The organism is Mesoplasma tabanidae, from assembly GCF_002804025.1.
GTDB classification, from domain to species: Bacteria; Bacillota_I; Bacilli_A; order Mycoplasmatales; family Mycoplasmataceae; genus Mesoplasma; species Mesoplasma tabanidae.
In genome coordinates this window covers 129,360-155,947 of the sequence record NZ_CP024969.1, presented here as the reverse complement: position 1 = coordinate 155,947, position 26,588 = coordinate 129,360, and the positions used below count along the sequence as shown (strand labels likewise).

Genomic DNA, 26,588 nt, shown 5'->3' with positions numbered 1-26,588 from the left:
TATATTATATATAAAAAATAATTTTTGTTTCAAACAAAAAAGACTCATTAAGAGTCTTTTATCAAATATGAGTTGAAGATTTAGTTGAGGCTTCTTCAGTAAAGTTTTGTTTTTTGCTTTCAATAAATTTATGTTGAGTAATTCTTCCTTGTAATTGTTGAGTTGTTTGGATGGCAACCGATATACAAATAATAAGACCAGTTCCCCCAATGGCTAATTGACTTGGTAGATTAGTCAATTTAGATATTACATATGGTAACGCAGCAATTGCAGCTAAGAATACGGCTCCAAATAAAGATAATCGATTAATTGTTCCCTTTAAGAAATTAGTTGTATCTTTACCAGGTTTAATACCTGGTATAAATGTTCCTGATTTTTGAAAGTTTTCACTTATTTTTTCAGGGTTAATTTGAACTTGCGCATATAAGAAAGTAAATAATACAATCATTACAGCAAATATTCCAATTCCTCACCAAGTATTAAATGATAAATAGTGCTGGGTAAACCTTACAAATGCATTTGCCGAGTCAACTGTAGATGTACTAGCTGTTGGATCAATGATTTGTGCAATTGTAATTGGAGTAGAAATCAATGCTGAAGCAAAGATAACTGGTATAACCCCAGCGTTATTTAGTTTCAATGGTAAATATGGTGTATGATCTTTTGAATCAATTAGACCACTACCCGTTTGTTGAATTGGTACTTTACGCTCTGCTTCATTCATAAGCACAACCGAAAATATAACAACAAAGAAAACTAGCATATAAATTGAGAATTTAATTATTCCATCAAAGAAAACATTTATGCTTTCATTTGAAGGTATTCAAAAATCATAAGTAGCTTTAATTTGATTAGGTAATTGAACAATAATACCAATAAAAATAACTATTGAAATACCATTACCAACACCTTTGATTGTTATTTGATCAGCTATTCATAACATGAAGTATGAACCAGCTAGCATAACAAGTGGAACTAATACATAGTAAAATGCAGGTGATGCTAATACATTGTCACTTGATCAACCTGGTTCAATAACACCTTGTTGCTGAAGCGTAAATATAGTTGCGATCCCTTGCATTAAAGCAAAAGGTATCATTAATACTTTTGTTAATTTATCTAATTTTTTTCTTCCTCTTTCACCAGACTTATTTCATCTAGTTAATATCGGAACAACATCAGTTGAAAGCAACTGCACAATAATTGAAGCGGTAATATAAGGCGAAACTCCTAATGCTAAAATCGAGAATCTCCCAATAGTACCTCCCCCTAAAGTTGAAAGTAATTGAAAGAACTGTGAATTGTTAATAGCATTTTGATAGTCAGAAGTTAATCTGATACCAGGCACTGTTATATATACCCCAATTCTAATAATCACTAATAATAATAAAGTAAAAGCGATTCTACCTAGAATATCTTTATTTTTAATAAAGAAGTTGCCAGTTTTTAAATCGCTATTATTACTTTGTGATTTTTTGGCTGAATATTGTTTGCTTTTTTTAGCGAACTTTTTTGCCATATTAAATCACCTCTACTTTTCCTCCAAGTTTTTCAATTTCAGCTTGAGCTGATTTTGAAACTTTGTTTAATTTTACATTAATTGCTGAAGTAATTGAACCATTACCTAAAACTTTTACTAATTGTTTTTCGTTTTTGATAACTTTTTGTTCAACTAATGTCTTGTGATCAACTAATGCTAAATTCAATCTTTCTAAGTCTGAAAGATTTAGAATAACGTATTCTTTTTGGTTTGGAGAAGTAAATCCAATTTTTGGTAGTCTTCTGTATAAAGGAGTTTGTCCCCCTTCGAATCCTACACGAACTCCCCCACCTGAACGTGAGTTTTGTCCTTTGTGACCTCTTGTAGAAGTTTTACCTTTTCCAGAAGCCATACCTCTACCTACTCTAGTAACATCTTTTTTGCTACCTTCAGTATATTTTAATTCATGTAATTTCATAATTTGTATGCTCCTTTCCTATTTAGTTTCTTCTACTTTTGGTTTTTCAGTTTTAACAACTGGTTTTCCAAATCTTAAGTCATTTACTTTTTTAGCTGTATGCATTGATGATAAACCATCGATTGTAGCTCTAATCATGTTAATTGGATTATTTCTACCTAATGATTTAGCATAAACGTCTGCAATACCTGCTAATTCAATAACAGCACGAGCTGGTCCACCGGCAATAACTCCAGTACCAGGTTTAGCTGGTTTAATTAGAACTTGACCTGCACCAAAGTGACCGATCACTTCATGAGGAACAGTTGTTCCTCTTAAAGGAACTCTAATTAAGTTCTTTTTAGCTTCTTTAACAGCTTTTTTAATTGCTTCAGGAACTTCGTTTGCTTTTCCTGTTCCTAAACCAACTTGACCCTTTTTATCTCCAACAACAACAACTGCTGCGAATCTAAAATGACGTCCACCTTTTGTAACTTTAGTAACACGTCTAATTGTTACTACTTTTTCTTCAAAATCATCTTTTTGGAATTGTTTTGGTCCTTGAGGACGACGGTTTGGTTTTCTATCAAACTTTTTTCTTTCAGGTTGAGTTTGATTGTTAGCGTTTTCAGCTACTACTACTTCTGTTTTATTTTCCATATTTCTCACTCTTTACCTTTCTAGAATTTCAATCCGTTTTCTCTTGCTGCTTCAGCAAAAGCTTTTACTTTACCATGGTATAAGTATCCACCACGGTCAAACACTACATCAACAATGCTTTTTGCGATTGCTAATTTAGCGATTTCTGCTGCAACTTTTTTAGCTGCTTCAATATTTCCTGATTTTAATCCCAAGTTTAATGATGATGCTGAAACTAAAGTTGTTCCAGTAGTATCGTCAATGATTTGTGCGTAGAAATTAGTATTTGATTTGAAAACATTTAATCTTGGTTTAGCAGTAGTTCCAGAAACTTTACTTCTAACACGGTAATGTCTTCTTTTTCTTGCTTCTTGTTTAGTATGTTTCATAATTCTATAACCTTAAGCTCTGATATTATTTACCAGCTGCTTTCCCTTCTTTTCTAATAATGATTTCATCTGAGTACTTAATTCCTTTACCTTTATAAGGTTCTGGTCTTCTGTATGATCTAATTTCTGCTGCAACTTGTCCTACAACTTGTTTATCAATACCTGAAATAATGATTTGAGTTGGTTTTGGACATTCTACTGTAATTCCTTCTGGAATTGTATATTCAACTGGGTGTGAGTATCCTAGTGAAAGATTTAATTTGCTTCCAGCTAAAGCTGCTCTATATCCAACCCCGTTAATGTCAAGAGTTTTTTTGAACCCTTCACTTACACCTATTAACATTCCTTGTAATAATGAATTTGTTGTTCCGTGTAATTGTTTTGTATGTTTAATTTCATTAGCTCTAGTTGTTGAAAGATTTGTTCCTTCAACTTTGATTGTGATAACTTCTGCGAATTTTTGAGTTAAAGTTCCCTTTGACCCTTTTACTGTAACTGTGTTGTCTGATGCAACACTAACTTCAACACCTGCAGGGATAGTTAAAATTCTGTTTCCTATACGTGACATATTTTACCTCTACCTCCTATTATCAGACGAAAGCCAATACTTCTCCACCAATGTTTGATAGACGAGCTTGTTTTCCTGTCATGATTCCTTGTGATGTTGAAACTATTGCAATTCCTAAACCGTTTAATACTTGTGGGATTTCGTTTGCTGGTGCATATACTCTAAGACCTGGTTTAGAGATCTTTTTAAGTCCTGAGATTACTCTTTGTTTTCCTTGATATTTTAATTCAATAGTAATAGTTTTTTTAATTTCACCTTCAACAGTGAAGCTTGAAATGAATCCTTCTTCTTTTAAAATGTTTGCAATTTCCAATTTCATTTTTGATGAAGGAATGTTAACAGTTTTTAACATTCTTTGGTTTGCATTTCGGATTCTAGTTAACATATCTGCGATTACGTCTGTTGTCATTTTTTATTTCCTTTACTCTTTCTATTTCCTATTATCAAGAAGCTTTTCTAATCCCTGGGATTTGACCTTCATATGCATATTTTCTAAAGCATAGACGACAAATTCCAAATTTTTTAAGCACAGCATGTGGTCTACCACATTTATTACATCTAGTGTAGTTTCTTACGCCAAACTTTTGGTGTTTAGCTTGTTTAACTTTTAATGATTTTTTAGCCATTTATTCCTAATCCCCTTTATTATTTAGCGAAAGGCATTCCAAATTTTTCTAATAATTTGTATGCTTCCTCGTTTGTTTTTGCAGTAGTTACAATTGTGATATCCATTCCGCGTAGTTTTTGAACTTTATCATAATCAATTTCTGGGAAAATAATTTGTTCTTTAATTCCCAATGTGTAGTTTCCAAATCCATCAAATGAAGTTTTTGGAACACCTCTGAAGTCACGCACACGTGGTAGTGCAACGTTTGTTAGACGGTCTAAGAAGTCATACATCTTTTTCCCTCTTAAAGTTACTTTTGTACCAATTGGCATTCCTTCTCTTAATTTAAATACAGCTAATGATTTTTTTGCTTTTGTTACTAATGGTTTTTGACCAGTCAATTGTTCTAATTCAATAACAGCTGAGTCTAGTTTTTTTGGATCAGTTGTAGCTTCTCCAACTCCCATGTTAATAACGATTTTTGTAAGTTTTGGAACTTGCATTACTGATTTATATCCTAATTCTTTAAATAATTCAGGAGCAATTTGTTCAGCATATCTAGTTTCTAGTCTTGATTTCATTTCTTCATGTCCCTTTCTTATTTACTTGCCTTTTTTAATGGTGAATTAGATTTTTTAGCAATTCTAATCTTTTTACCATCTTCAATTTGGTATCCAACTTTTGAAATACCATCTTTATTTTTAGGATCTTGTAATGCTACGTTTGATAAATTAATTTTTGATGGAACTTCTTTAATTCCACCTTCTGAATCAGTTTGTGAAGGTTTAACATGTTTTAAAGAGTTAATTCCTTGAACTGATACTCATTTTTTGTCTTTTGATATTCAAGTGATTGGTCCTAATTCACCTTTATGTGAACCAGCGATAACTTTAACCACGTCACCTACTAAGATTTTTGATTTGCTCATTCTCTGGTTCCTCCTATAATACTTCTGGAGCTAAAGATGCAATTTTTGCAAATCCAGCTTCTTTAATTTCACGTGCAATTGGACCGAAAATACGAGTTCCACGTGGTGTTTTATCTTCTTTAATAATTACTACAGCATTTTCTGAGAAACGGATATATGTACCATCTTCTCTTTTTAATTCTCTAGTAGTTCTAACAATAACAGCTTTAACAACTTGACCTTTTTTAACAGCTCCTCCTGGAGTTGCTGATTGAACTGAACAAACGATGATGTCTCCAATTCCTGTAAACTTTCTAACTGATCCACCTAAATTACGAATAACACGAACTTCTTTAGCACCTGAGTTATCTGCTACTTTTAATTTTGATAATGTTTGAATCATATCTCTTTATCTCCTATAAAACAGCTTTTTCTACTACTTTTACTAATCTGAAGTTTTTTGTTTTTGATAAAGGACGTGTTTCCATAATTTGAACTTTGTCCCCTATTTTAGCAACTTGTTGTTCGTCGTGTGCTTTATATTTTTTAGAATACTTAACACGTTTTTTGTAGATTGGGTGGTTTTTGTAAGTTTCAACTAATACAGTAATTGTTTTATCCATTTTGTCAGATACAACTTTACCAACTAGTATTCTTCTACTATTTCTTTCCATTATTTAGTTTCTCCTTCGTTTACATCATTTTGTTCTTCAACTACTGCATTAGCCATAGCTTCTGCGATAGCGTCATCATTACCAGCACCGTTGTTTTCATATTGTGCTTGTAATTCTTCGATCATTTTACGTTGTTTTGCTCTAACTTCTTTACCAGCTTTTTCAGCTTCAGTTACAGCTTGGTTATAGTTTGTTTTAACAGTTTTGTTTACTTCTTCACCAGCTTTAGCTTTTTCAGCTATTACTAATTGAATTCTTGCAATTTCTTTTTTAATTTCTTTAATACGGTGTGTTTGTTCTAAACTTCCAACAGCAGCTTGGAATTTTAATGCGAATAACTCAGCTTTTTTAGCTTCGTTTCTTTCTAATAATTGTTCTACTGAAAGCGCTCTAATTTCATCCATTAATTTATTTGCCATTATTCTTCACCTCTTTTAACGAATTTGCAACGAACTGGTAATTTGTGCATTGCAAGACGTAAAGCTTCTCTTGCAGTTTCTTCACTAACTCCAGCAATTTCAAACATAACTGTTCCTTCTTTTACAACTGCTACTCATTTTTCAGGGTTCCCTTTTCCAGATCCCATTCTAACTTCAGCAGGTTTTTTTGACATTGAAATGTGTGGGAAAATTCTCATTCAAACTTTTCCATCACGTCTCATGTAACGTGTCATTGCAATACGAGCTGCTTCAATTTGACGGTTATCGATTCATGCTCCATCAAGAGACATTAGTCCATATTCACCAAAGTTGATTGTTTTAGCTCCTTTTGCTTTTCCTTTAAAACTAACTTTATGAGGTTTACGATATTTTGTTCTTTTTGGTAATAACATTATTTGCGTCCCCCTCTGTTGTTGTTTTTGTTGTTGAATCTTCTATCATTATTCATTGGTGCTTTTTCAGAAACTCTTTGGCTTTGACCTCCGATAACTTCACCATGATTAATTCAAACTTTAACACCAATTTGTCCATATGTAGTTGGAGCTTCATATAAAGCATAATCAATGTCTGCTCTTAATGTAGATAGAGGTACTGATCCTTCGATATACCCTTCTGTACGAGCCATTTCAACTCCACCTAAACGTCCACTTACAGAAGTTTTGATTCCTTTAACTCCTGCTTTTAAAGCTTTTCTAATAGCTAATTTTTGAACTGTTCTAAATGAAGCACGGTTTGTAATTTGTTCTCCGATTCATCTTGCAACTAATGTTGCATCTGCATCAGGGTTTTTTACTTCAATTACTTTAACTTCAACTTTTAAGTTTCTATCTTTAGCAATTTTTTGAACTGCTGTTGCGATATTTGAAACATTTTTACCTTCTTGACCAAGCACGATAGCTGGACGAGCAGTTCTGATGATTAAAGTAATGTTTGAATTTGTTCTTTCAATTTTAATTTTTGATACAGCTGCATCTTTTAATAATTTAAGAACTCCTTCACGGATTTTGATATCTTGATCTAATCATTTAACATATTGTTCTTTTTCAGCATATCAAGTGTCTTCTCAATCTCTAACGATTCCTAAACGTAAAACATTAGGTGATACTTTTTGTCCCATATATTCTTCTCGTCCTTCCTATATTCTTTCATCACTAACAATAATTGTTATATGTGATGTTCTTTTTAAAATTTCATATGCTCTACCATGAGCTCTTGGTCTAAAACGTTTTAAAGTTGGTCCTTCGTTAACAAAAATTGATTTAACAAATAATTTATCTGCGTCCATTCCATTGTTGTTAACTGCGTTTGCGATTGCTGAGTTTAATAATTTTAATACTGGCTCAGCTGATCTTTTATCTAAGTTGTATAATGTTGCAATTGCGGCTGCAACTGGTTTGTTTCTGATTGTATCTGCTACTAATCTAACTTTTCTAGGAGAGATACGAATCATATTTAAATAAGCTTTTGCTTCCATATTGTCATCCTACCTCTTCTATTTCTTACCTTTGTCGTCTCCGTGACCACCGAATTTACGAGTTGGGGCAAATTCTCCTAATTTGTGCCCAACCATATCTTCTGTTACGTACACGGGAATAAATTCTTTACCATTGTATACTCCGAAAGTTTTACCGATGAATTCAGGGAAAATAGTTGATCTACGTGATCAAGTTTTTATAACTTCTCCATCTTTTGCAACTTCAGCTTTTTTAAATAAGTTTTCGTCTACAAATGGTCCTTTTTTTAATGATCTTGCCATGTCTTCTATTCTCCTTCCCTATTTCTTAGCATTACGCTTTCTTACAATAAGTTTCTCTGATGGTTTCTTAGTGTTTCTTGTTTTAACACCAAGAGCTTTTTTACCTCATGGAGTAACTGGGCTCTTACGTCCGATTGGAGTGCGCCCTTCCCCTCCCCCATGTGGGTGATCGTTAGGGTTCATTACTGAACCACGAACTGTTGGACGAATACCTCTTCAACGGTTACGTCCAGCTTTTCCTCAATTAACTAAGTTGTATTCTTCGTTTCCAACTTCTCCAATTGTTGCGTAACAATCAGCTAAAACTTTTCTTACTTCTCCAGATGTTAAACGTAAAGTTACATACTTACCGTCATCATCTTTCCCTAAGATTTGTACTGATGTTCCAGCACTTCTAGCCATTTGTCCACCTTTTCCAGGTTTTAATTCAACGTTGTGAATTAATGTCCCTTCAGGAATGTTTTTTAATGGAGCAGCATTTCCAACTTTAATATCTGCATGTTCTGAAGCAACAATTTTCATTCCAACTGTCATTCCTTTTGCAAATAAGATGTAACGTTTTTCTCCATCTAAGTAATTAACTAAACAAATAAATGCGTTTCTGTTTGGATCGTACTCGATTGTAGCGATTGTTCCAACAACATCTCTTTTATTACGTTTAAAGTCAATAATTCTGTATTTTTGTTTATGTCCTCCACCTTTGTGACGTGTAGTAATTAAACCACGGTTGTTACGTCCGGCTTTAGAGTTTTTAGCAGCTAATAATGATTTTTCAGGAGTACTTGTTGTTAAAGTAGCCTTGTAATCAATACTAGTCATATTTCTACGACCGTTTGTCGTAGGTTTATATTTTTTAATTGCCATAATATCCCTTTCTATAGCTTTTTATTTTTGATTTATAATATTTGTCGCCTATGGGCTAGGTTTTTTCTATAAATCGCTTAAAATATCTAATGTTTCACCATCTTTTAAAGTGATGATTGCTTTTTTGTAGTTATTTGTTTTTCCAACAAATCTACCCATTCTTTTTTCTTTTCCATCGTAATTCATTGTTCTTACTGATTCAACTTTTACTTCAAAAATTTCTTCGAATGTTTTTTTAATTTGAACTTTATTAGCTCTTCTGTCTACTAAGAAAGTATATACACCGTTTGCGTGACCTAAAAATGATTTTTCAGTTAACACAGGTTTTTTAATTACTTCTGTTAAATGCATTATGCGTATACCCCCTCAACAGCCATTGCAGCTTCTTCTGTCATAACTAATTTAGTAGCATTTAAGATATCAAATACGTTTAATTTGATTGATGGTAAAGTTTTTACCCCTTTAATGTTACTTGAAGATTTAATTACTAATTCTTCATTTTCTTTAGTAATGATTAATGTTTTTTGATCATCAATTTGTAAATTTTTCATTACGCTAATCATTTCTTTTGTTGATGGTTTAGCGAAATCAAATTTATCAACGATTACAAGATTTTGTTCACTAGCTTTAATTGATAATGCTGATTTAAATGCTAATGCTCTTACTTTTTTGTTTACTGATTTCTTGTAGTTAATATCAGGTGTTGGACCAAAAGTAACCCCTCCACCTCTTCAGTGTGGTGCTCTAATTGATCCTTGACGTGCACGTCCAGTTCCTTTTTGTCTTCAAGGTTTTTTACCACCACCACGTACTTCAGCACGAGTTTTAGTTTTTTTAGTTCCTTGTCTTAAAGCAGCTTGTTGTGAAATAACAGTGTCATAAATAGCTTGTTTATGTGGTGCCACATTTCAAACACTATCGTTTAATGAAATTGTTTTAACTTCTTGTCCTTGGACGTTTAATACTTTTAATTCCATAATTGTCTCCTATTACTCTTCTGTTGAAACAGCTTCTTCAACTACTGGTGCTTCAGTAGCTACTGGTGCGTTTCTTACTAATAATTCTGCTGCTTGTGTGTTTGATAAACCTTTAACATTGGCTTTGATTGTAACAAATCCTTTGTTTGGTCCTGGAATTGAACCTTTAACTAACATAATGTTGTTATCGATTGCAATAACCTCTAAGTTTTGAACTGTACGTTTAACATGTCCCATGTGACCTGCCATTTTTTTAGATTTGAAAATACGGTTGATAATAGCTCCCATTGAACCGATACCACGGTGGTAACCTGACCCGTGAGCCATTGGTCCTCTTGAGTAGTTATGTCTTTTAATTGCTCCCGCAAATCCTTTTCCTTTTGAAATTCCTGTAACGTCAACGTATTGACCAGTTTCGAAAATGTCTGATGCTGAAATTACTGATCCAACTTCAAACCCTTCCATGTTTCTGATCTCTTTTACGAAGCGCTTAGGAACTGAGTTAGCTTTTTTGAATTGTCCTAATTCAGGTTTGTTTACTAAGTTTTCTCTTTTGTCGAATACTCCTAATTGAGTAGCAACGTAACCATTTGTGTCAAGAGTTTTAACTTGTAAGATAGTGTTTGGTTGAACTTCAACTACAGTAACTGGTACTAATTTCCCGTTAGCTGTAAAAACTTGAGTCATTTCAACTTTACGTCCTAAGATTCCTTTCATCTTTTTATCCTCCTAATTGATAATCATGTATATTTCGTTACTTAATTTTGTATTTGTATTTTTTTATAACTTGATTTCGATATCTACACCACTTGGTAATTGAACTCTTTTTAATACGTCCATTGTAGTTGGTGTTGGATTTAAAATCTCTAATAATCTTTTGTGTGTTCTCATTTCGAATTGTTCACGTGAGTCTTTATACTTGTGAACAGCTCTTAAGATGGTAATCACTTGTTTATCTGTTGGTAATGGGATAGGTCCTCTAACCTTTGCCCCAGTTCCTTCAGCAGCTTCAATAATTTTTAAAATACTTTGATCGATAATTGCGTGATCATAGCCTTTTAGTTTTATTCTCATTTTTTGTTCTGCCATTGTAACCTCCATTTTTAATAATTTTTTCATTCATCAACAACCCTTACCGGTGTGTTGTAAATGAGCACACAAAATACACATGCTAAAATATTATATTCTATGACCTTTATAAAATCAACCAAAATCTTCTTTTTAATAACTTTAGTATCAATAATAAGTATTTTTATGTTCTTTTTTGCAAAATTTTAATAAAAATGAGCAAAATAAAAAAACGCTAGTTTTAGTAACTCGCGTTGTTTTCTTCACCTTTAATAATAGCTACTCCGCCACTTGTTCCTAAGCGGTCAGCTCCTGCTTCAATCATTTTTTGAGCATCTTCAAATGTTCTAACTCCACCAGCAGCTTTAACTAAAGCATTGTCTTTAACAACTGACTTCATTAGTTTAACATCTTCAAATGTTGCACCTGATTTTGAAAATCCTGTTGATGTTTTAACAAATTCTAATCCAGCTTCAACAGCTATTTCACAAGCTTTCATTATTTCTTCTTTTGTTAATAAACAATTTTCCATAATACATTTAACAACATGTGATCCAGCTGCTTTTTTTACAGCTTTCATGTCTTCTAAAACTAATTCATAATTTTTGTCTTTTAATGCACCAATATTTAATACCATATCAATTTCTGTTGCACCATCTTTAATTGCTTCAGAAACTTCGAATGCTTTTGTAGCTGTTGTACATGAACCAAGAGGAAAACCTACAACATTTGTTATTCCTACATTTGTGCCTTTTAATAATTCTTTACAATAGCTTGTTCAATATGAATTAACACAAACTGTTGCAAAATCAAATTCAATTGCTTCATCACATAATTGTTTAATTTCAGCTTTTGTAGCATCTTGTTTTAATAATGTGTGATCTATATATTTGTTTAGTTTCATTTTATTCTCCTATATATTCATTTTTAATTTTAATTCTTTAATAATTTCGTCTACTTTATCTTTAGCGTTTTGAACAGATTCACCAACACCTATAAAATAAATTTTTAGTTTAGGTTCAGTTCCACTTGGGCGAACAGCAAATCATGACTTATCTTCTAAATAAAATTTTAGTAAATCTTGTCCTGGCATGTTATACATTCCATCAATGTAGTCTTCAACATTAACAACTTTAAGCCCAGCAATTTGAGTTAAGGGTGTTGCTCTCAATGATTTCATTAATGGTTCAATTTTTAATTTCTTTTCTTCTGGTTTGAAATTCAAGTTTAAAGTGAAAGTGTAATATGCACCCATTTCTTTAAATAAATCTTCTAAATAGTCTACTAATGTTTTATTTTGTTTTTTATAAAATCAAGCAGCCTCTGCTATTAATATAGAAGCTTGTATTCCATCTTTATCTCTAGCTGAGTCATCAATTACATATCCATAACTTTCTTCATAAGCAAATACAAAGTTTAATCCGTTATCTACTTCTTTAGCAATTTCTCTACCCATTCATTTAAATCCAGTTAAAGTTTTTACAATATTAACTCCATATTTTTCATGAGCGATTCTATCACCTAAATCACTTGTTACAAAACTTGAGTATAGAGCCGGATTTTTTGGAATGCTATTTAAGCGTTTTAGGTTTGATAATTTTCAATCAATTAAAATTGGACCTGTTTGGTTTCCATCTAATCTTACAAAATGACCTTCATGTTTTATTGCCATTCCAAATCTGTCAGCGTCTGGGTCATTCATAATAATAATATCTGCGTCATGTTTAATACCATATTCAAGAGGTATTTTTCATGCTGGATCAAATTCTGGATTTGGATTTACAACATTTTTAAATGTTTCATCTTCAAATGCATGCTCTTCAACCTCAATAACGTCATATCCTGATTCACGTAATATTTTTGGGGTAAATTTAGTTCCTGTTCCATTAACTGCACTAAAAATAATTTTTAAATCTTTTTTAGCTTCTTGCTCTTTTTTGTAGAATTCAAGATTTTTAATCATATCTACATATGCTTTAATAACATCTTCGTTAACTGTTTCTATTAGAGAATCATTTATTTTATATTTTCAATTTAAAATGTCTGTAATTTCATCCATTCTTTTTGCAATAATTGCTGTTTGTTCATCTTGCAATTGACATCCGTATGGATCATATATTTTATAACCGTTATATTCTGAAGGATTATGTGATGCTGTTATTACAATACCTCCAATACAGTTTAAAAATTTAGTTGCATATGAAACAACAGGTGTAGGCATCATTTCATTTTCTTTAAATAAATATGCTTTAATCCCAAAGTTTGATAAAACTTCCGCTACAACTTTTGCAAACTGTTTAGAATTATGACGGTTATCATGACCAACAACTATTCCATCATTCAACCTATTTGGGTAATTTTGTTTTAATAATTCTGCAAATGCAATAGTAACTTTTTTAACAGTGTAAACGTTAAAACGTCCAGGTCCTGCTCCAAGAATACCTCTTATACCTGCTGTTCCAAATTCTAACTCTATTCCTTCAAATGCTGCATGCAATTCATCATCAGTAGCATTTACTAAAAGGTTTCTCAACTCATCATCTAATTTTTGGTTATTTATTCATTCACCATAAACTTTGTTATTTTTATCAAAAACCATTTCTACTCCTTATGTATTTTATATGTCTATTCTATTATAATATAGTAGAAAGAGTAATGGTGTAAATATTGTGCACTCTTATAAAAGGAGACTTATGAACTACAGTTTTAGTGAAATTATAGAAAAAAAGAAGCATTCAATAGAATTATCAGCTGAAGAAATTAAATGATTGATAAACAGTTATGTTAAAAATAATGTAACAGATTATCAAATGGCTGCTTTTGCTATGGCAGTTTATTTTAATGGAATGACCAAAGCAGAAACTTTAGCTTTGACCCAATCTTATGTTGAATCAGGATATGTTTATGATGTTAGTGAGGTTACAGGTTTAAAAGCTGATAAGCATTCAACTGGTGGAGTTGGAGATAAAACAAGTTTAGTATATAGTCCATTAGTTGCAAGTTATGGAGTAAAGGTTTGTAAACTTTCTGGTAGAGGACTTGGAGTAACTGGTGGTACTATTGATAAATTAGAGTCATGTAAAGGTTGAACAAGTGAATTATCTAAAGAAAAATTCATTAAAACAATTAATGAAGTTGGAATGAGCATCACAGGTCAATCAGATGATATTGTTCCTGCTGATAAAAAAATGTATGCGCTAAGAGATGTTACTGGAACTGTTGATTCTATTCCTTTAATCGCTGCTTCTATTATGAGTAAAAAATTAGTGATTGATAGTGACAGTTTAATTCTAGATGTTAAAGTTGGAGCTGGCGCATTTATGAAAAATGTAGAGATTGCTGAAAAACTAGCAAACGAAATGATTACTATTGGACACGGGTATAATAGAAAAGTTTCAATTCTTCTTACTGATATGCAAAAACCATTAGGAAAAGCTATCGGGAATGCAATTGAAGTTAAGGAAGCTTGAGATACTTTAAATAACAATGGTCCAGAAGATTTAAAAGAAGTTGTTTGTACAGCTGCTGGGTTAACACTAACTGACTTAGGTATTTTTGATAAATTAGAAGATGCTATAACTGATTGTTATAAAAAGTTAGAAACTGGTGAATGTGCACATTTCTTGGAAGAATTCGTTGAAGCGCAAGGTGGAAATTTTGAGTTAATCAAAAACTATGATCAAAATTTCACAACTAAGAATAAAATTGAAATGATTGCTGAAAAAGATGGTTACATCATTTCACAAGATGCTGAAACTATAGGTTTACTTTCAATGGATCTTGGAGCTGGTAGAAAAACAAAAGAGGATTTAATAGATTTCTCTGCTGGAATATATTTAAATAAAAAAACTGGTGATGTTGTAAAAACTGGTGATGTTGTTTTAACTTTCTACACAAACTTTGATATTAACAATGATTGAATAGAGAGAGCTAAAAAAAGTTTTATTATTTCAACTGAAAATGAAAAACAACAAAATATTATAAAGATTATTAGATAAAAAATGAGTTCATTCAATAGGTACAAACCTATGAAAAAACTCATTTTTAATAACTTAATTATAATTTGATAATTTTATTAAACTTATTTAACTCTTCTTTTTCAATATGATGAGCAACCATAATAATAGTTAAATCTTTTTTATTTAACAAATAATTCATTATTAAGTTTGATGTTTTTTTATCTAACGCAGAGTTCACTTCATCCAAAAACATTCAAGGTTTTTTTGCAACTAAACCTCTCAAAATTGCAAAACGTTGTCTTTCTCCACCACTCAAATTTTGCATATTATCTAGAATAATTGTTTCAAGGCCAAATTCTAATCTATCAATTAAATGATCTAATTGTAGAAATTTTAAATAAAAATCTACTTCTTCTTTACTAATTTCAGGATTTGCCAATGTAATATTGTTTCAAATTGTGTCTTTACTTAAGAATATATCTTGATCAATGTAAACTGCTTGTTTACGGATATCATAGTTTTCACACCTAGCTTTGTTTATGGATATCTCACTTTTTACATCAAAAGATTTTGGATAAAATAATTGTTTTAACAAAGTAGATTTACCAACTCCTGATTTTCCTAAAATTAAAACTTTATCACCGCTTACTATCTTTAAATTTATTTTATCCAAGATTGTTGTTTGATCATATTTAAATGTAAAATCTTTAAATACAATTGATTCTAATTTTTCTTCAATAACTTTAGTTTTAGTAAAATTTTCTAATTCTTTAGTATAAGGGTCATTAATTTCATCATTTGTTTTTCGCAAGTTTAAATATTTTATAAAATGATTTAAAATTATTCCAAATGATTGAATGTACTGCGTTGTCACTTGTGACAGAGTTACAACAATTGCAACTGTAAAAATATCTTTAAATAAAAAATAAGAAATTAAAGTTATTAAAATAATTTGAATTAAATAAATTGTTATTGTGCTTAACATGACTTGCAATCCTTGAAAGTTTTTATTAATCTTGTTTGCTTTTTCATAATTATTTGATATTTTCATTAAATCTGATTTAAGCTTTTGAGTTTTATTTAAACTTCAATAATTTCAATATGATTTAACACTATCTTTGCTAAACTGTAAAAACTCATCATTTGTTTGATTAGATATTTCTATTTTTTTATGGGATTTTTTAGTTGTTAGGAAAGGGACTAAAAACACTAAAATTGAGAAAAGTGTTGTTATTATAAAAATTAATCAATTATAATAAATAACCATAACTACTGATAAAATCAAAAAACAAATTCCACTAAAAATTAAAAAAATACTTTGATAATAAAATATTTCTAATTGGGATATTTTATTTGATGAATTATTTATAAATTTTCCAGTATCTATATTACTATTGAACTGATCAGATAAAATTTTATCATACTACTTTTTACGTAATTCTTGATTGATTTCTTTAATTATTTTATTTTGAATTAATACTGACAAGTAATCAGAAACAATAGCAATGATAGTTGTTAGTAATGCAACAATTATATAAAAAATAAAATTTTGTAAATCTTTAGAAATTGCAAACTCAATTACTTTACCAAAAAAATAAGCAAAGAAAAGAGTACCAACAGCTCCAACAATTGATAAAAAAATAAATAAAGAAAAAAGTCAAAAATGTTGCTTAATAATGATTTTCATAAGCAAGCCTCCATTTCTTTTAAAAATTATAAATCAAAAATATCTTTTTACATAAAAAGATATTTTTGATTTATTTAAACAAACAACATCAACTAATATAGATTTGTTAATTTCTAAAATTAAAATGTTGTTATTAAAAATTAATTGAATAAATAAAAGTTTTTATTTTTCATTTTAGGTATCACTATAATGTTTTATTGTTATTTTAAACTTAATGTAACTTCTACATTGTTTTTTAAGGCTTTTGAATAAGGACATACCAAGTCTGCTTCATGCATTAATTTTTCAGCAACTTCTTTATCTGCTCCTAAAATTTCAACTTGTAATTCAACTGATATATTAAAGTTTAATTCTCCATTATTGTGTAATGCTACTTTAGCAGTTACATTTGTTTTAAATGAAACTTTATTTTTAGCCATTACAGCTTGCAATGCTCCATTAAAGCATGAACTATATCCTGCTGCAAATAATTGCTCAGGGTTTGTTGTACCTTCTAAATTCAATGTAGGTGATGAAATCTTTAAATTAAATTTTCCATCAAATGAAATAACTTCTCCAGTTCTTCCTCCTGTATTAGTTACTGTTGCTTCATAAATTTTACTCATAATATGTTCTCCTTTTATTTAATTATGTTCCTAAAAATACAAAAAAAACTTTATTTCTTAAAAAGAGATAAAGTTTTTAATTAATCTAATTTATCTGGTGTTGGTATTTTAATACCATTTTCGTTTACCAAATATAATCTTTCTGTAATTATCTTACATTCAGTTGCGTTAATTATTGCTAGGCCTCTATGTAAGTGAATTCAATGAGTTTGATTATTAACTTTAAAATTCATATTACCAATTTTTAAAGCTGTAATCAAAGGCGACATATTTCCTAATACCCCAATATCTCCATCAATAGTTTTTAAGTTAATAATATCAACTTTTTTATTATCTATAAATTTACCATTTGGAGTAGTAATTATTAAATTAATTGCCATTTAAATTCACCTACTTTTTATTTTTAACTTTTGTTTCGTTATATGCTTGAATAACATCTTCAGCTGTTCCTTTGTATAAGAACAAGATTTCTGGGATGTCATCCATTTCACCGTCAAGAATCATTTTAAATGATCTTACTGTGTCAGATACTTTTACATATTGTCCAGGACGACCTGTGAATTTTTCTCCTACGAAGAATGATTGAGATAAGAAGTTTCTTATTTTACGTGCTCTTTGCACAATTAATTTATCTTCTGCACTTAATTCATCCATACCTAAAATTGCAATGATTGATTGTAAATCTTGGTATTTTTGTAGAGTTCCTTGAACACCTAAAGCTACATTGTAATGTTCTTCTCCAATAATTTCTGGATCTAACATTCTTGATGAAGATGAAAGTGGATCAACTGCAGGATAGATTCCTAAACTTGCAATTGAACGGTCAAGAACAATTTTTGCATCTAAGTGTGTAAATGTCGTTGCAGGTGCTGGGTCAGTTAAGTCATCAGCAGGAACATAAACTGCTTGAACTGATGTAATTGATCCTTTGTTAGTAGAAGTAATGCGTTCTTGTAATGCTCCCATTTCTGTAGATAAAGTTGGTTGGTATCCAACAGCTGAAGGCATACGTCCTAATAAGGCACTAACTTCACTACCCGCTTGTGTAAATCTAAAAATATTATCAATGAATAATAAAACGTCCATGTTTTTTTCATCTCTAAAGTGTTCAGCAATTGTTAAACCAGTTAAAGCAACACGCATACGTGCCCCTGGAGGTTCATTCATTTGTCCAAATACTAAACTTGTTTTATCTAAAACTCCTGCTTCGATAAATTCATGATAAAGGTCATTCCCTTCACGAGTTCTTTCACCAACTCCTGCAAAAACTGAAACCCCACTATGAGCTTTTGCAATGTTATTAATTAATTCTTGAATTAAAACAGTTTTACCTACTCCAGCACCACCGAATAATCCAATTTTTCCACCTTTAGCAAAAGGAATCATTAAATCTATAACTTTAATTCCTGTTTCTAATATTTCAGCATTAGTAATTAATTCTTCATACGCTGGAGCATCACGGTGAATTGGCATTCTTTTACCTGTGAATTCTGGTTTTTCATCAATTGCATGACCAGTAACATTAAACATACGCCCTAATACATCATCACCAACTGGTGCTAATATCGGAGCATTTGTATTAATAACTGGAATACCTTTTGATAATCCTTCAGTTGGACCCATTGCAATTGTTCTAACAACTTCATCACCCATGTGTTGTTCAACTTCCAAAACCAATTCAACTCCATTATTATCTACAACCAAAGCATCATAGATCATAGGAATATTATCTTCACTGAATTTAACATCAACAACTGGTCCTAAAATTTGGAATACAAAACCATTTGCTGAATTAACAGTATTTTTACTTGTTGTTTTTTTTGCTGCCATATTTTTCTCCTATCCCATTAAAGCATTAGCACCAGAAACTATCTCAGATATTTCTTGTGTAATTGATGCTTGTCTTTCACGATTATATTGAATACTTAAATTGTATTCCAATTCTTTACCATTATTTGTTGCGTTTTCCATAGCTAATCTTCGGCTTGCTTGTTCACTAACTTGTGATTCAACGATTGTTCCAAAAATTATTGTGCTTAAATACAAAGTAACAGCATTGTTTAAAACTTCTTCTGCACTCGGTTCAAAACTATAGTAGCTGCTTGAAGTTTCTTGTGTATCTTCTTTGACAATTGGAAATACTCTTAATTTTGTTGGCTCAAAAGTTACGTTATTAATAAACTTAGTATAAACAATTTGAATTTCATCAAATTCTCCACTTGAATAGTAACTTAACAATTCATTACCTATTTGTTTTGCTTGTGCTGGTGAAAAATCTATATCAACACCAGTACATTCATTTTTAATTTTCATTTTTTTACTATTATAAGCTGAAACAGCTTTAGAACCAATAGCATATATTTGATCTTCTTTTTTGAAATTACTAACAACTAACTTATTAACATTGGTATTATACCCACCACATAAACCTAAATTTGAATTAACAACAACTCATAAAGTTTTTTTAATATCATTAGTTGAATTTTTTAAATAAATTGATTCACTTGAATGTTTAATTATTTCATTAAAAATAGAATAAACTTCAGACACATACTCTTGAGTCTCAGTAACTTTTTTACCAATACGACGTAACTTTGCGCTTGCAACTAATTGCATGGCATTTGTGATCTTACCAATATCTTGTGTATTTGAAATTTGAGTTTTTAAATTGCTTAAATTTGCCATTACTTACCTAATTTTTTAAATTCTTTTTCATCCCCAAAAATAGTTGGGTTGTATTTATTTAAAGTTGAAGTGAATTTAACAACTAATTTTTCAATTTCTTTTTGAATTCCATTTTCAAGATCAGCATTTCATTCAAGTTTTTTAGTTAAATCAGCTTTTAATTTTTTAGCCTCTTTTTCATTATTGAAGTATGAGATTATTTCAGTTTTAAAATCTCTTATGTTTTCTAAAGGAATTCATTTAATTAAGTGAGATTTAATTGCAAATAAAATAATTGCTTCATCAATTTGATTTAAGGGTGAATATTGGCGTTGAACTAGCATTTGAATAATTCTTGCACCATGATCTAAAGTTGCTTTTGTTGATTCATCCAAATCTGAACCAAATTTTGAAAAAGCTTCTAACTCATAGTATTGTGCTAATTCTAATTTCAATGTCCCTGAAACTTGTTTAACAGCTTTAATTTGCGCTGATGAACCAACTCTAGAAACTGAAGGACCAATATTAATAGCTGGTCTAATACCTGCCATAAATAAATCACTTGATAAGAAAATTTGTCCATCAGTAATTGAAATAACATTTGTTGGTATATAAGCTGAAATATCACTTGCTTGAGTTTCAATAATTGGTAAGGCAGTAATTGAACCACCACCAAATTTTTCATTAACTCTAGCTGCTCTTTCTAATAAACGTGAGTGTAAGTAGAATACATCTCCCGGATAAGCTTCACGACCCGGTGGTCTTCTTAATAGAAGTGACATTTCACGATAAGCAACCGCATGTTTAGATAAGTCATCATAAACAATTAAAACGTCTTCTCCATTTTCCATTCATTCTTCACCAATAGTTACACCAGTATAAGGAGCTAAATATTGTAATGGTGCTGAATCACTAGCTCCTGCATTAACAACAGTTGTGTATTCCATTGCACCAAATTTCTTAAGTTTTTCAACAACTTGTGCTATTGTTGAATCCTTTTGTCCAATTGATACATAAATGCATTTAACATTTTTACCTTTTTGGTTAATTATTGTATCAATTGCAACAGCTGTTTTACCAGTTTGACGATCACCAATAATTAATTCACGTTGACCTTTTCCAATTGGAATAGACGCATCAATTCCTAAAATACCTGTTTCCAGTGGTTCACTAACTGATTTACGAGCCATAACTCCTGTTGCAATTCTTTCAACTGGCTTAGACTTTTTAGTTTTGATTGGTCCATTGTTATCAATTGGTTGACCTAAAGCATTAACAACTCTACCAACCATTGCATCACCAACAGGTGTTTCAACAACTTTACCAGTACGTTTAACGATGTCACCTTCTTTGATAAGTTTGTAATCTCCAAGAATAACAGCACCAACTGCGCCTTCTTCAAGACTTAAAACCATACCATAAACATCATTAGGGAAAATTAATAATTCACCCATTAAAGCCTTATCTAATCCATAAATTAAAGAAACACCATCTCCAATAGTAACAACACTACCTTGCTCAGCTTCGATAATATCTTTACCATAGTTTTTTATTTGTTTTTCAATTACTTCAGAGATTTCTTTAATATTTAATGCCATATATTAAACCTCCTATTTTTCTTTCAATACTTGATACTTCATTTCATCAAGTTTACTTCTTAATGAGCCATCATAAACTTTGTTATGAACAACTACTTGAATACCTGCTATTAACTTAGAATCAATTTTATTAACTAATTTGACTTCTTTATTAATTTTTTTAGACATTTTTTCTTCAATTTCTTTCATTTGAACTGAAGATATTTCTTCAGTTGATCAAACTACACCATATGTCATATTGTCTAATTCAACAAGGTTTCCTCTTAATTTTTTTAAAATGTCTCTAGCATTTACAAATGCTTGCATGTGCACCAGTATTTTAAATGCATTCATGATATCTTGATCAATATTAAATTGACTAAAAGTATCATCTATTATTTTTATTCTTTTTTCTTCATCATGTGCTGATTTAAAAGTAAGAATATCAACAAATTCATTTTTATTTTTTAGAACTTCAATAAGCACATGTGCTTGTTCTAACATTTTTTTAACTTTGTTTTCTTTTACAGCAATTTTTGTTAAGGCATTTGCTCAATTATCAATAACATTATCTTTTAATACCATAAATTATTTATCTAGGTTTTCAATAAACTCGTCAACAATTTGTTTGTTTTTTGTTTTATTGATTTCTTTTTGTAAGATTTGTTCAGCAGCATTAAACGCAACATTAACTATTGTTGTTTTAATTTCTGCTTCAACTTTTGTTCTTTCTTGAGCAATGTCTTTTTCTGCTTGATTCTTAATAATATCAGCGTATTTATGAGCTTCTGTAATGATGTGAGATTTTTGAATATCAGCATCAACTTTTGAAGTTTGAATAATTAATGAAGATTCTGTTTTAGCATCTTGCAATAATGCTTCAGCTTTTTTAACACCCATATTTGCTTCTGTTTGCTTTTGCACAGCCTCACTTAGCAATTCATTTATTTTGTTTCTTCTGTCTCTAACTGTTTTTCTGAATGGTTTATACATCAATTTTGATAATATAACTACTAAAACAATTGTAGCTAATACATGCGCAATAAAATTTGGCAAGTTAGGAAATAAAGATGTTATGATTTCTGGAACTCCAGCTGTTTGTGTTTCTGCGATAAATATCATTTAACACGCCCTTCTTTCTTTTTATTTCTTAAGCTACGAAAATTAATAAAATAGCAACAACTAATGCGTATATAGCTCCTGATTCTGCAATCCCTGCTGCAATAATCATGGTTGAAGTAATTTTTGGTGCCATTTCTGGATTTCTTCCAATTGCCATACATGCACCTTGTCCAACTGCACCTTGTCCAATTCCTGCTCCTGCAACTCCAATAATAGCAACTCCGGCTCCCAATAATTTAAGACCATCACCAACTGATGTTGTTTCTGCTAATAACGGCATAATACTTGATAATACACTAAAGTATCCTACTAAAAAATTTGCCATGTAATCTGTAAATAACATAAAATATAATTCTCCTTTTATTTTTGTAATTCTATTCTTTTTAATTTGTTAGTTTTTCTTGAACTATTTCTATCCTCACCTTTGTGAGTTAACTCTTGTTCTTCACCCATACCTTCTGCTCAATATGAAAGTGATAACATTGTAAATACAACAGCTTGGATAACAGCATCAAACATATCAAAGTACATATGTAAGAATGGTGTTATAACACTTGTAAAAATGTTAACCCCTGATCATCAGTATGTATACTGCATTTTTCAAGTGTCATCTCCTAATACACCAGCATTTCATATTCCAAATGATGGTCAGTGCATACCTTCGTCTCCAAAATCAATTGAACCATGTGCTCAACTACTTTGGAAACCAATAAACATTGCGTATACTAGTCCTAAAATAATTGATCCACCTAAAAGATTACCAAATAGACGGAATGACATAGATAATAATGGTGTAAATTGTGTAAATATTTCAATTGGATTTATATATCTTTTTAGATACGCTCATTTTTGATATTTAAATGCAAAATAATAAATCATCACAAATGTAACAAAAGCCATTGATAAAGTAATTGTATATGAAGAAGATGGAGATTCAAAACCAAGTAGTGAAACCAGTGATCCTACTATAATATACAAACAAATGTATAAAAAGTATGGAGTTAATTTACGATATTTTTTTCCCATAATTGAAACCACTAAGTTTTCAACTGAAGAAACAAACATATCTATAATAACAATTAATCCAGATAATTCCTTATCTTCTTCTTGCCCTCTCACTTTAATGTTATAAGTAATACAAATAGCACAAATAAGAATTGTGGTAATGATAATTGCACTAAACTGCGTAGTAAATGACCATAAACCTTCAAACATATTGTCCAATTTGAACCCTCCTTAAATTTCTAATAACTTTTTATATTTAAGATTTTATGATTTGAAAATGGTAATAGTAGAATTGGGCTAAGACCAATTAAGACACCTCTATAATCAAAAATAATATTGTTATTAAAAAAAGCAATAAATAACGGAGTGGCGTAAGCACCTATTCTTAATAAAAAGAAAAAGTAAAATAAAAAATGATTTTCATTTTCCAAAAGAAGCATAACTGACTTCTTACTAATAAAAATACCAGCTAAAAACGAAGTTAAACCTAAAACCCAACCTGTTAATCAACTATAATTAATAATTTTTAACACAAATAACAAAGTTATTGTTATTCCTGTTAAAAAGCTAATCACTAATATAATTGATCAAATAGGGTTTTTGAAACAGTTTTTATATATACTTTTTAATTCCATTAAAGTAGCACCTCGCCTACTACGTTCTTTAATATTCTACTCCTATAAAGAAAAAATGAAACAAAAGTGGAAAAAGTAAAAAAACTCCAAATTAAGGAGTTTTTTTAAAAGAAAATTTCTATTTTATTTTGTTCCAAATATTCTATCACCAGCATCTCCTAGACCTGGGATAATATATCCTTTATCTGAAAGTTTTTCATCCTTTGATGCTGCGTATATTTCTACATCTGGGTGTTTTTCTAAAACATTACTTATTCCTGGCTCAACAGCTACTAAGCAAACAAACTTAATGTTTTTAACACCTCAGCCTTTTACAATGTCAATTGCCTTATTAGCACTTCCACCAGTCGCTAACATTGGATCAACTATTATTACATAGCTTTCGTCTATTGATTCAGTTTTCTTCGCAAAGTATTGATGAATCTCCAAAGTTTCTTCATCACGATAAAGACCAATGTGAGCTATTCTTGCTGTTGGAATTAATTTTTGAATTCCATCAAGCATTCCTATACCAGCTCTTAAAATTGGAACTAACACTATTGGTTTATCAATTGTATAACCTATTGTTTTTGTCATTGGTGTTTCAATTTCCATTGGCTTAAGTTCTAAGTCTCTGAAAATTTCATAAACCATTAACTGAGCTATCTCGTTTAAGTTTTCTCTAAAATCTTTTGATGATGTTTCTTTCCTACGCATTCTTGATAATTTATCTATTATCAAAGGATGTTTTAGTTCTGTAAATGCCATAATTTATTTCCCCCTAATTGTCCAAATTATTAATATTATAAATTATTAATATGATAATTGTTCATAAATTGGGAATTGCTTACATAAATTTGTAACTTCCTTTGCTAACTTATCCAAGTTATTTTGTGATTGATCTTTTAGGGCACTAGCAATAATTCTAGCTACTTCAGTGAACTGGATTTCTTTGAATCCTCTTGTTGTCATTGCTGCAGTTCCAACTCTAATTCCACTTGTTACAAAAGGTTTTTCTGTATCAAATGGGATCATGTTTTTGTTTGAAACTATACCAATGCTTTCAAGTATTTTTTCTGCATCTTTTCCTGTTACGTTTAATGTATTTTTAACATCTAAATTAATTAAGTGATTGTCAGTTCCATTAGCAATTAAACGCATACCATTATCCGCCAATGCTTTAGCAAATGCTTTTGAGTTTTCCACTACTTGTTTAGCGTATTCCTTAAATTCAGGAGTATCTGCTTCATACAATGCTTGTACTTTTCCCGCTATTTGATTTTCCAATGGTCCACCTTGAGTTCCAGGGAATACTGATGAGTCAATTTTTTTACCAATTTCTGATTTTGATAAAATCATTCCACCTCTAGCCCCTCTTAAAGTTTTATGGGTTGTTGTTGTGACAACATCAGCATATTCCATTGGATTTGGATGTACTCCACCTGCAACCAGACCTGCAATGTGAGCCATGTCAACCATTAATAAAGCACCAACTTCATCAGCAATTTCTTTAAACTTTTTGAAATCAATAATTCTTGAATATGCACTAGCACCTGCAACAATTAATTTTGGTTGATGTTCTAAAACAACTTTTCTTACTTCGTCAAAATCAATCTCTTCAGTTTCTTTATTAACTCCATAAAATTTAAAATCATAGTTATTTCCTGAAAAGTTGATTGGATATCCATGAGTCAAATGCCCACCAGCGTCTAAACTCATTGAAACAATTTTATCACCGTTTTGTAATAATGCACGGTATACTGCTTCATTGGCTTGGCTTCCTGAATGAGGTTGCAGGTTAGCATGTCCAGCATTGAATATTTTTTTGGCTAACTCAATTCCTTGTTTTTCAATTTGATCAACAAATTCACATCCACCATAATATCTTTTATCAGGGTAACCTTCAGCATATTTGTTTGTTAAAATACTTCCTGATAGTTGCAAAACTGCTTCACTAACATAGTTTTCACTAGCAATTAATTCAATGTGATCTTGTTGTCTTTTTAATTCGCCTTTTAGCGAATCTAAAATATTTTTATTTATTGTACTCATCTAATGTACCCACTCTTTCTTGATGTCTTCCGCCTTCAAATTCAGTGCTTAAGAAAGTATCTACTAATAAAAGTGCTTTTTCAATTGCAATTAATCTAGCTCCAGTTGCTAAAATATTTGCATCATTATGTTGTCTTGTTAATTCTGCTGTTTGCACTTCATAAACTAATCCAGCTCTTGCTCCCTTGACTTTGTTCGCTGCTATACTAATTCCAATTCCAGTACCACACAGTGCAATACCTTTACTTTGAGTATCTGCTATAACAGCTTCAGCCAAAGTAATTCCAATATTTGCGTAGTTGCATGAAGTTCCATCATTATTTCCTAAATCAATAACTTCATATCCTTTTTCTACTAAGTGATTCTTAATAGCATACTTCATTTGAATTGCTGTATGATCATTTGCTATATATATTTTTTTCATAAAACCCCCACATTATTCTTTTAATAATTTTAACTTATTAGTGAGATAATATT

Annotated in this window: 39 protein-coding genes; 1 reads left to right on the top strand and 38 read right to left on the bottom strand. The window is 30.6% G+C overall.

Going from position 1 to position 26,588, the window contains the following annotated elements; translation table 4 throughout:
* Positions 1-58: 58 nt before the first annotated feature.
* From secY to MTABA_RS00635, 23 genes are all read right to left on the bottom strand, one after another.
* On the bottom strand, positions 59-1,519 hold the full coding sequence (gene secY / locus MTABA_RS00745; protein ID WP_100679309.1) for a preprotein translocase subunit SecY: 1,461 nt from the start codon (positions 1,517-1,519) through the stop codon (positions 59-61).
* Between the two features lies 1 nt (position 1,520).
* A complete protein-coding gene (rplO, locus tag MTABA_RS00740; protein WP_099650990.1) occupies positions 1,521-1,958 on the bottom strand; it encodes a 50S ribosomal protein L15 in 438 nt (145 codons plus the stop codon).
* Positions 1,959-1,976: 18 nt separating this feature from the next.
* Positions 1,977-2,597: a 30S ribosomal protein S5 gene (gene rpsE / locus MTABA_RS00735; protein WP_023025470.1), complete on the bottom strand. Its 621-nt coding sequence runs from the start codon at positions 2,595-2,597 to the stop codon at positions 1,977-1,979.
* A gap of 20 nt (positions 2,598-2,617) precedes the next feature.
* Positions 2,618-2,965 (bottom strand): 50S ribosomal protein L18, encoded by a 348-nt coding sequence (gene rplR / locus MTABA_RS00730; protein WP_100679308.1) that lies wholly within the window; start codon positions 2,963-2,965, stop codon positions 2,618-2,620.
* A gap of 25 nt (positions 2,966-2,990) precedes the next feature.
* The gene (rplF, locus tag MTABA_RS00725) at positions 2,991-3,533 is read right to left on the bottom strand and encodes a 50S ribosomal protein L6 (protein ID WP_100679307.1); all 543 of its coding nucleotides are present in this window, start codon (positions 3,531-3,533) and stop codon (positions 2,991-2,993) included.
* A gap of 19 nt (positions 3,534-3,552) precedes the next feature.
* Positions 3,553-3,942 (bottom strand): 30S ribosomal protein S8, encoded by a 390-nt coding sequence (gene rpsH, locus MTABA_RS00720; RefSeq protein ID WP_100679306.1) that lies wholly within the window; start codon positions 3,940-3,942, stop codon positions 3,553-3,555.
* A 31-nt stretch (positions 3,943-3,973) separates the two neighbouring features.
* Positions 3,974-4,159 carry a type Z 30S ribosomal protein S14 gene (locus MTABA_RS00715; RefSeq protein ID WP_100679305.1) on the bottom strand — a complete coding sequence of 62 codons (186 nt, stop codon included), beginning with the start codon at positions 4,157-4,159 and terminating at the stop codon, positions 3,974-3,976.
* A gap of 19 nt (positions 4,160-4,178) precedes the next feature.
* Positions 4,179-4,721, bottom strand: a complete 543-nt coding sequence (rplE, locus tag MTABA_RS00710) for a 50S ribosomal protein L5 (RefSeq protein ID WP_100679304.1) — start codon at positions 4,719-4,721, stop codon at positions 4,179-4,181.
* Between the two features lie 17 nt (positions 4,722-4,738).
* Positions 4,739-5,068 carry a 50S ribosomal protein L24 gene (gene rplX, locus MTABA_RS00705; protein WP_100679303.1) on the bottom strand — a complete coding sequence of 110 codons (330 nt, stop codon included), beginning with the start codon at positions 5,066-5,068 and terminating at the stop codon, positions 4,739-4,741.
* A gap of 13 nt (positions 5,069-5,081) precedes the next feature.
* A complete protein-coding gene (gene rplN, locus MTABA_RS00700; protein ID WP_100679302.1) occupies positions 5,082-5,450 on the bottom strand; it encodes a 50S ribosomal protein L14 in 369 nt (122 codons plus the stop codon).
* 13 nt (positions 5,451-5,463) lie between these two features.
* The gene (rpsQ, locus tag MTABA_RS00695; protein WP_029511917.1) at positions 5,464-5,724 is read right to left on the bottom strand and encodes a 30S ribosomal protein S17; all 261 of its coding nucleotides are present in this window, start codon (positions 5,722-5,724) and stop codon (positions 5,464-5,466) included.
* On the bottom strand, positions 5,721-6,140 hold the full coding sequence (rpmC, locus tag MTABA_RS04015; RefSeq protein WP_100679301.1) for a 50S ribosomal protein L29: 420 nt from the start codon (positions 6,138-6,140) through the stop codon (positions 5,721-5,723). The genes rpsQ and rpmC overlap by 4 nt, the downstream gene beginning before the upstream one ends.
* A complete protein-coding gene (gene rplP, locus MTABA_RS00685) occupies positions 6,140-6,553 on the bottom strand; it encodes a 50S ribosomal protein L16 (RefSeq protein ID WP_011183027.1) in 414 nt (137 codons plus the stop codon). Before rplP ends, rpmC begins: the two co-directional genes overlap by 1 nt.
* Complete coding sequence (gene rpsC, locus MTABA_RS00680) at positions 6,553-7,278, bottom strand: 30S ribosomal protein S3 (protein WP_100679300.1); 726 nt, start codon at positions 7,276-7,278, stop codon at positions 6,553-6,555. The genes rplP and rpsC overlap by 1 nt, the downstream gene beginning before the upstream one ends.
* Before the next feature lie 18 nt (positions 7,279-7,296).
* Positions 7,297-7,635 carry a 50S ribosomal protein L22 gene (rplV, locus tag MTABA_RS00675; RefSeq protein WP_100679299.1) on the bottom strand — a complete coding sequence of 113 codons (339 nt, stop codon included), beginning with the start codon at positions 7,633-7,635 and terminating at the stop codon, positions 7,297-7,299.
* 18 nt (positions 7,636-7,653) lie between these two features.
* Positions 7,654-7,917: a 30S ribosomal protein S19 gene (gene rpsS, locus MTABA_RS00670; RefSeq protein ID WP_011183024.1), complete on the bottom strand. Its 264-nt coding sequence runs from the start codon at positions 7,915-7,917 to the stop codon at positions 7,654-7,656.
* Positions 7,918-7,935: 18 nt separating this feature from the next.
* Complete coding sequence (rplB, locus tag MTABA_RS00665) at positions 7,936-8,781, bottom strand: 50S ribosomal protein L2 (protein ID WP_011183023.1); 846 nt, start codon at positions 8,779-8,781, stop codon at positions 7,936-7,938.
* Positions 8,782-8,847: 66 nt separating this feature from the next.
* Complete coding sequence (gene rplW / locus MTABA_RS00660; protein ID WP_011183022.1) at positions 8,848-9,132, bottom strand: 50S ribosomal protein L23; 285 nt, start codon at positions 9,130-9,132, stop codon at positions 8,848-8,850.
* Complete coding sequence (gene rplD / locus MTABA_RS00655) at positions 9,132-9,758, bottom strand: 50S ribosomal protein L4 (RefSeq protein WP_011183021.1); 627 nt, start codon at positions 9,756-9,758, stop codon at positions 9,132-9,134. The genes rplW and rplD overlap by 1 nt, the downstream gene beginning before the upstream one ends.
* A 12-nt stretch (positions 9,759-9,770) precedes the next feature.
* On the bottom strand, positions 9,771-10,475 hold the full coding sequence (gene rplC / locus MTABA_RS00650; RefSeq protein ID WP_100679298.1) for a 50S ribosomal protein L3: 705 nt from the start codon (positions 10,473-10,475) through the stop codon (positions 9,771-9,773).
* Positions 10,476-10,538: 63 nt separating this feature from the next.
* Positions 10,539-10,847, bottom strand: coding sequence for a 30S ribosomal protein S10 (gene rpsJ, locus MTABA_RS00645; protein ID WP_011183019.1), 309 nt, complete (start codon positions 10,845-10,847; stop codon positions 10,539-10,541).
* Positions 10,848-11,067: 220 nt separating this feature from the next.
* Positions 11,068-11,730 (bottom strand): deoxyribose-phosphate aldolase, encoded by a 663-nt coding sequence (gene deoC, locus MTABA_RS00640; RefSeq protein WP_100679297.1) that lies wholly within the window; start codon positions 11,728-11,730, stop codon positions 11,068-11,070.
* Between the two features lie 9 nt (positions 11,731-11,739).
* A complete protein-coding gene (locus tag MTABA_RS00635; protein WP_100679296.1) occupies positions 11,740-13,425 on the bottom strand; it encodes a phospho-sugar mutase in 1,686 nt (561 codons plus the stop codon).
* Between the two features lie 94 nt (positions 13,426-13,519).
* Between MTABA_RS00635 and MTABA_RS00630 the strand changes: the two genes are divergently transcribed.
* Positions 13,520-14,824: a thymidine phosphorylase gene (locus tag MTABA_RS00630; protein ID WP_100679295.1), complete on the top strand. Its 1,305-nt coding sequence runs from the start codon at positions 13,520-13,522 to the stop codon at positions 14,822-14,824.
* A 58-nt stretch (positions 14,825-14,882) separates the two neighbouring features.
* Here the strand turns inward: MTABA_RS00630 and MTABA_RS00625 are convergent, their stop codons facing one another.
* The 15 genes from MTABA_RS00625 to rpiB all read right to left on the bottom strand — a co-directional run bounded on the left by MTABA_RS00625 (position 14,883) and on the right by rpiB (position 26,535).
* Positions 14,883-16,070, bottom strand: a complete 1,188-nt coding sequence (locus MTABA_RS00625; protein WP_167373312.1) for an ATP-binding cassette domain-containing protein — start codon at positions 16,068-16,070, stop codon at positions 14,883-14,885.
* A 138-nt stretch (positions 16,071-16,208) separates the two neighbouring features.
* Positions 16,209-16,472 carry an ABC transporter transmembrane domain-containing protein gene (locus MTABA_RS03860; RefSeq protein ID WP_167373311.1) on the bottom strand — a complete coding sequence of 88 codons (264 nt, stop codon included), beginning with the start codon at positions 16,470-16,472 and terminating at the stop codon, positions 16,209-16,211.
* Positions 16,473-16,672: 200 nt separating this feature from the next.
* The gene (locus MTABA_RS00620; RefSeq protein WP_100679294.1) at positions 16,673-17,077 is read right to left on the bottom strand and encodes an organic hydroperoxide resistance protein; all 405 of its coding nucleotides are present in this window, start codon (positions 17,075-17,077) and stop codon (positions 16,673-16,675) included.
* A gap of 80 nt (positions 17,078-17,157) precedes the next feature.
* On the bottom strand, positions 17,158-17,457 hold the full coding sequence (locus tag MTABA_RS00615; protein WP_100679293.1) for a hypothetical protein: 300 nt from the start codon (positions 17,455-17,457) through the stop codon (positions 17,158-17,160).
* 10 nt (positions 17,458-17,467) lie between these two features.
* Entirely contained in the window at positions 17,468-18,907 is a 1,440-nt protein-coding gene (gene atpD, locus MTABA_RS00610; protein ID WP_100679292.1) for a F0F1 ATP synthase subunit beta, read from the bottom strand.
* A gap of 9 nt (positions 18,908-18,916) precedes the next feature.
* Positions 18,917-19,762, bottom strand: a complete 846-nt coding sequence (gene atpG, locus MTABA_RS00605) for an ATP synthase F1 subunit gamma (protein WP_100679291.1) — start codon at positions 19,760-19,762, stop codon at positions 18,917-18,919.
* Positions 19,762-21,339, bottom strand: coding sequence for a F0F1 ATP synthase subunit alpha (gene atpA / locus MTABA_RS00600; RefSeq protein ID WP_100679290.1), 1,578 nt, complete (start codon positions 21,337-21,339; stop codon positions 19,762-19,764). Before atpA ends, atpG begins: the two co-directional genes overlap by 1 nt.
* Before the next feature lie 12 nt (positions 21,340-21,351).
* Positions 21,352-21,903 carry a F0F1 ATP synthase subunit delta gene (locus MTABA_RS00595; protein WP_100679289.1) on the bottom strand — a complete coding sequence of 184 codons (552 nt, stop codon included), beginning with the start codon at positions 21,901-21,903 and terminating at the stop codon, positions 21,352-21,354.
* Positions 21,904-21,906: 3 nt separating this feature from the next.
* On the bottom strand, positions 21,907-22,440 hold the full coding sequence (gene atpF, locus MTABA_RS00590; protein ID WP_100679288.1) for a F0F1 ATP synthase subunit B: 534 nt from the start codon (positions 22,438-22,440) through the stop codon (positions 21,907-21,909).
* A gap of 28 nt (positions 22,441-22,468) precedes the next feature.
* Positions 22,469-22,783 (bottom strand): ATP synthase subunit c family protein, encoded by a 315-nt coding sequence (locus MTABA_RS00585; protein ID WP_100679287.1) that lies wholly within the window; start codon positions 22,781-22,783, stop codon positions 22,469-22,471.
* A gap of 17 nt (positions 22,784-22,800) precedes the next feature.
* Positions 22,801-23,655 (bottom strand): F0F1 ATP synthase subunit A, encoded by an 855-nt coding sequence (locus tag MTABA_RS00580; RefSeq protein WP_100679286.1) that lies wholly within the window; start codon positions 23,653-23,655, stop codon positions 22,801-22,803.
* 29 nt (positions 23,656-23,684) lie between these two features.
* The gene (locus tag MTABA_RS00575) at positions 23,685-24,080 is read right to left on the bottom strand and encodes an MG406 family protein (RefSeq protein ID WP_100679285.1); all 396 of its coding nucleotides are present in this window, start codon (positions 24,078-24,080) and stop codon (positions 23,685-23,687) included.
* 123 nt (positions 24,081-24,203) lie between these two features.
* On the bottom strand, positions 24,204-24,827 hold the full coding sequence (upp, locus tag MTABA_RS00570; protein WP_100679284.1) for a uracil phosphoribosyltransferase: 624 nt from the start codon (positions 24,825-24,827) through the stop codon (positions 24,204-24,206).
* Positions 24,828-24,872: 45 nt separating this feature from the next.
* Positions 24,873-26,111: a serine hydroxymethyltransferase gene (locus tag MTABA_RS00565; RefSeq protein ID WP_100679283.1), complete on the bottom strand. Its 1,239-nt coding sequence runs from the start codon at positions 26,109-26,111 to the stop codon at positions 24,873-24,875.
* Positions 26,095-26,535 (bottom strand): ribose 5-phosphate isomerase B, encoded by a 441-nt coding sequence (gene rpiB / locus MTABA_RS00560; RefSeq protein ID WP_100679282.1) that lies wholly within the window; start codon positions 26,533-26,535, stop codon positions 26,095-26,097. Before rpiB ends, MTABA_RS00565 begins: the two co-directional genes overlap by 17 nt.
* Between the last annotated feature and the right edge of the window lie 53 nt (positions 26,536-26,588).